The organism is Streptococcus hyointestinalis (genome assembly GCF_041225505.1).
Taxonomy (GTDB): domain Bacteria; phylum Bacillota; class Bacilli; order Lactobacillales; family Streptococcaceae; genus Streptococcus; species Streptococcus hyointestinalis_B.
In genome coordinates this window covers 1-4,143 of the sequence record NZ_JBCLSK010000066.1, presented here as the reverse complement: position 1 = coordinate 4,143, position 4,143 = coordinate 1, and the positions used below count along the sequence as shown (strand labels likewise).

At 45.8% G+C, this 4,143-nt stretch carries 4 protein-coding genes; 2 read left to right on the top strand and 2 right to left on the bottom strand.

Annotated features, from left to right (window positions below):
• The first annotated feature begins 245 nt into the window (after window positions 1-245).
• Window positions 246-1,409, top strand: a complete 1,164-nt coding sequence (locus AALA56_RS09740) for a cation:proton antiporter (RefSeq protein ID WP_369909849.1) — start codon at window positions 246-248, stop codon at window positions 1,407-1,409.
• A gap of 25 nt (window positions 1,410-1,434) precedes the next feature.
• Here the strand turns inward: AALA56_RS09740 and def are convergent, their stop codons facing one another.
• Both def and AALA56_RS09730 read right to left on the bottom strand, forming a co-directional pair.
• Window positions 1,435-2,049, bottom strand: coding sequence for a peptide deformylase (gene def / locus AALA56_RS09735; RefSeq protein ID WP_369909848.1), 615 nt, complete (start codon window positions 2,047-2,049; stop codon window positions 1,435-1,437).
• A gap of 83 nt (window positions 2,050-2,132) precedes the next feature.
• Entirely contained in the window at window positions 2,133-2,765 is a 633-nt protein-coding gene (locus tag AALA56_RS09730; protein ID WP_369909847.1) for a Crp/Fnr family transcriptional regulator, read from the bottom strand.
• 109 nt (window positions 2,766-2,874) lie between these two features.
• On the opposite strand from AALA56_RS09730, the gene AALA56_RS09725 reads away from it, so the two are divergent.
• Window positions 2,875-4,053 (top strand): MFS transporter, encoded by a 1,179-nt coding sequence (locus AALA56_RS09725; protein WP_369909846.1) that lies wholly within the window; start codon window positions 2,875-2,877, stop codon window positions 4,051-4,053.
• The last annotated feature ends 90 nt before the right edge of the window (window positions 4,054-4,143 follow it).

The window sequence follows — 4,143 nt, the reverse complement described above, 5'->3', positions numbered from 1 at the left end:
GACTGAGTCCTGTGCAATACAGAACGCAATCCTTCAATTAAAATATTGTGTCCAACTTTTTGGGGTCAGATCATTTTTAAGCAAGTGCTTTTCTTTTGTTGGAAATATTGTCATATAATTTTAAATAGACTATAAATAATGATTTTGTTATAATATTATGAGTAAATGATGGTGAGTGCTTTGATGCTGTGCTATTGATTAGCATAGCTTTGGGGTACTTTTTGTGTGAACAAGGAGGATTTCTCTTGGTATTTATTGCCAATCTTGTATTGATTTTGCTGGCGACGACCTTGGTAGGGCACTACTGTGCACGCATTGGTTTACCTGCGGTTTTGGGGCAGTTGCTGGTTGGTGTGATTATCGGACCTGCTATTTTGGGTTGGGTGACCATGACAGATTTCATTCATGATATGTCAGAGTTAGGGGTCATTATCCTTATGTTTTTAGCGGGGCTTGAGAGTAATTTGGACCTCTTGAAGCACTATCTAAAGCCAAGTGTTTTAGTGGCTGCTCTAGGTATCTTGGTGCCTGCTGCTTCTAGCACAGCTGTTGCGCTTGCTTTTGGTTTATCCATGATGGAGAGTATCTTTATTGGGGTTTTGTTTGCTGCGACCTCGGTTTCTATCTCGGTAGCGGTCATGAAGGAGCTTGGCGTGCTTTCTGGTAAGGGTGGTGCGACCATTTTAGGGGCTGCAGTCATTGATGATGTGGTGGCAGTTATTCTCTTGAGTGTCATGGTGAGCATGATTGGAGGCAGTAACGAAGGCTCAGCTTCTCTTGGATTGACGCTTCTTGAGCAGCTCTTGTACTTTATCAGCATTTTCTTTGTGGTTCGCTACATTGCACCGTTCCTAGCTAGACTGGGCAAGCGTCTCTTGCTACCAGTTGGTCCGACTCTTCTTGCCATGATTTTGTGCTTGGGAATGGCTTACATCGCAGACCTTGCAGGCTTAAGTGCGGTAGTGGGGGCTTTCTTTGCAGGAATCGCTATCGGTCAAACCTCTGTATGTCATGAGGTCAATCAATCCATCGAGCCTATCGGCTATGCGGTTTTCATCCCCGTCTTTTTTGTCAGTATCGGCTTAAATATGCGCTTTGACGGGATTTCAAGTCAGCTTTGGTTGATTGTCATCATGAGTGTCGTTGCTGTGCTTAGTAAGCTCCTTGGAGCTGGCTGTGGGGCTAAATTAGCGAAGTTTTCAATGGCTGAGTCCGCCTTTGTTGGAGCGGGGATGATTTCTCGTGGCGAGATGGCGCTTATCATCGCCCAAGTCGGCTATCAAAGTCAGCTGATAAAGACCGACACTTACTCAGCCTTGGTGACGGTTATCATCATCACAACGCTGGTCGCTCCTTTCTTACTCAAAGCGACAGAACAGTATGTGCCAAAGGACAATGAAAAAGTTTAGAGCTGTGCTCTAAACCTTTTTGTGATTACTCAATGATAAGCAGTCCTTCTTTGATGGCAAATGGATTGTCCTTGTTGATGTGGTCGTAGAACATGATACCGTTAGTGTGGTCGATTTCGTGTTGGACAACGATAGAGTTGTAGCCACGCAGTTTGATGCGTTTTTTCTCGCCGTTCTTGTCTACATACTCGACAGTGACACGAGAGTGGCGTACGACATAGCCTGGCACTTCACGGTCAACAGAAAGGCAACCTTCACCCTCAGCCAGCGCTGTGTCTTGGACAGAGTGAGCGACGACTTTTGGATTGTACATGACCTCAGCTAGGCTGTAGGCTTCTTTTGGCGGATTGCCATCAGCGTCCTCTGGATTTGGGACAAGGACAGCAATGATACGTTTTGAGATGTCAAGCTGTGGTGCAGCGAGTCCCACACCCCCACGAAGTCCCATCTTTTCAGCAATGACAGGGTCTTGTGAATTTTTCAAGAACTGCATCATCTTCTCACCAAGGATGATGTCTTGGTCAGAAAGAGGAAAGGTCACATTCTCTGCGACGGCACGAAGAGTAGGATTGCCCTCACGGATGATGTCAGACATGTTGATTAAATGGCTAGGTTTAGTGAGTTTGTCTATTGTAGGCATGTAGTCTCCTTTTATGTTTTCTTTGTTTTTGTGTCCACTTTTTTCTTTTCCTCTATCATATCATAAGGTCACAAGAAAGTCATCTAGTCTGTTATCTGTAGCTTTTTGAGGGCTTTCTTGTCCTTGATAGAGTAGTAGGGCTTGTCTTTTTCGAGGATACCGTCCTTTGTCAGTTGCTGTAGGACACGGCTGACATGGCGGTAGCTAACACCAAAAGACTCTGCAAGGCGTGTGCGCTCTGGGCGAAAGCGGTCGTCTGCAGAATGCTTTAGGATGTGAGTGGCTAGGCGCTCTTTTAGGGTGTAGGTGATGTTGGTGGTGCTATGGATATTTTGCTGATAGAGGGCTTGTGCCAGCTCTTTTCCGATATTAAGTAGAAAGCTAGCGTCGTTTAGGAGGTCTTCCTCGAGGTGATCTAGGGGCAATTTTGCGATGGTGACTTTTGTCAGTGTGACGACCGAGGAGACGTTTTTTTGCTGGGTGAGCAGTTCAATCTCCCCAATAAGAGCTGGTCCAGTCTTGGTATCAAGGATGTGCTCACGTCCATTGTAGAGCCTGCGTACGACCTTGATTTGCCCCTCAAGGATGTAGCAGAGGGCACCAAGTTTGTCGCCTTGATGGCAAATGACCTCACCAGCCTCAAGCTCATAGAGTCTGAGGTGCTTTTGGTACCTCTTTGGAAAAATCGCCGCCAAGTCAGCTCTGTAGTTTGTCATCTGAGGTGTCATTTGCTCCTTACTTTGTTAAATGGGACCAATGTCCTATTTTTATCATCTGATATTGATTATACTCTAATTATGCTAAAAAACAAGTAGGAAGGTCTCTATGAAGAAACATTTAGAAAAGCTCGGCATTTTGTCTCTGTCTTTGATGTTGGTGTCGACATTTTCACCATCGTCAGCTCTGCCACAGATGATTGCTTTTTTTAAGACGCAGGGTATCGCAGCTAGTCGTGTTGAGTTCTTATTTTCCCTCTCGTCCTTTGCGGTTCTTGCCATGATTCTTGTGACGCCTTGGCTGAGTCGCTTTATGTCGGAGAGGGCGATGATTATCACAGGGCTTCTCTTGGTGGCTTTTGGTGGGAGCTTGCCAGTGCTTGTGCAAGATTACACCCTAGTCTATCTGTCACGGGTTATTCTTGGCTTGGGGCTTGGCTTTATCAACGCACGAGCTATTAGTATCATTAGTGAAAATTACCGTGGTGCTGAGCGCATGCAGATGCTAGGTATCAGAGGTTCTGTTGAGATTTTGGGAAATGCAGTGCTGACAGCTATCGTAGGACTAGTCCTTGGCTTTGGCTGGTCAACTGCCTTTGCCATCTACCTTTTTGCCCTGCCTATCCTCATCTTTTACCTTTTGTGCTCACCTGTGAGTCAAGCAAAAGAAGCTCCCAAAGTCACGCAAAAGTCTAAGGTGCGCTTTACTAAAAGAGAGCTGTCTATCATCATTGCTCTGGCTTTATTAGCAGGCTTTGCTATCAATATCAATAGCGCAAACACCCTACGTATCCCTATTCTTGTCACCAGTCTAGGCTTGGGAAGCGCCAGTCAGGCGAGCTTTATCCTCAGTATCATGATGTTGATGGGGATTGTCGCAGGTCTCTTTTTCGGAGGGCTCCTAAAGCGATTTGGCGTTTACCTCATCGTGCTCTCATTGCTTTTCCTATCTTGCGGTTTAACACTCATCTCTCTAGCGCAAAATCTACTGGTCATGTCGCTAGGGGTTATGATTTCAGGCTTTTTATACAGTATAATCGTCACGACTACTTTTAGCCTAGCGTCAGAAGTGGTGGAGGAGTCAAAGATTGCTAGCGCAACGACCCTGATTTTGGTCTTTTGCCTACTGGGCGGGGCGAGTGCTTCTTATGTCCTAGAGCTCTTTGCTACCATCAGCCCAAACTATCCTGCGCAGCTGGTCTATGCTATGTTGAGCTTGCTACTTGCCATGGTCGTCTTTGTCGGACAAGCGCTTCTTATCTACCGCAAACGTGCGACTGGAAAATAAAAACAGCAAGGAAAGGCACTGCACCCTTATAATGGGACACAAGAAAAACACATTCATGAGGCCAGTTTTCTGTACTTTACAGGAGACTGG

What these genes read in the sequence shown, in the direction of transcription:
- AALA56_RS09725 (WP_369909846.1), top strand. Translation starts at nt 2,875, where the DNA reads ATGAAGAAACATTTAGAAAAGCTCGGCATTTTGTCTCTGTCTTTGATG.
- AALA56_RS09730 (WP_369909847.1), bottom strand. Translation starts at nt 2,765, where the DNA reads ATGACAAACTACAGAGCTGACTTGGCGGCGATTTTTCCAAAGAGGTAC.
- def (WP_369909848.1), bottom strand. Translation starts at nt 2,049, where the DNA reads ATGCCTACAATAGACAAACTCACTAAACCTAGCCATTTAATCAACATG.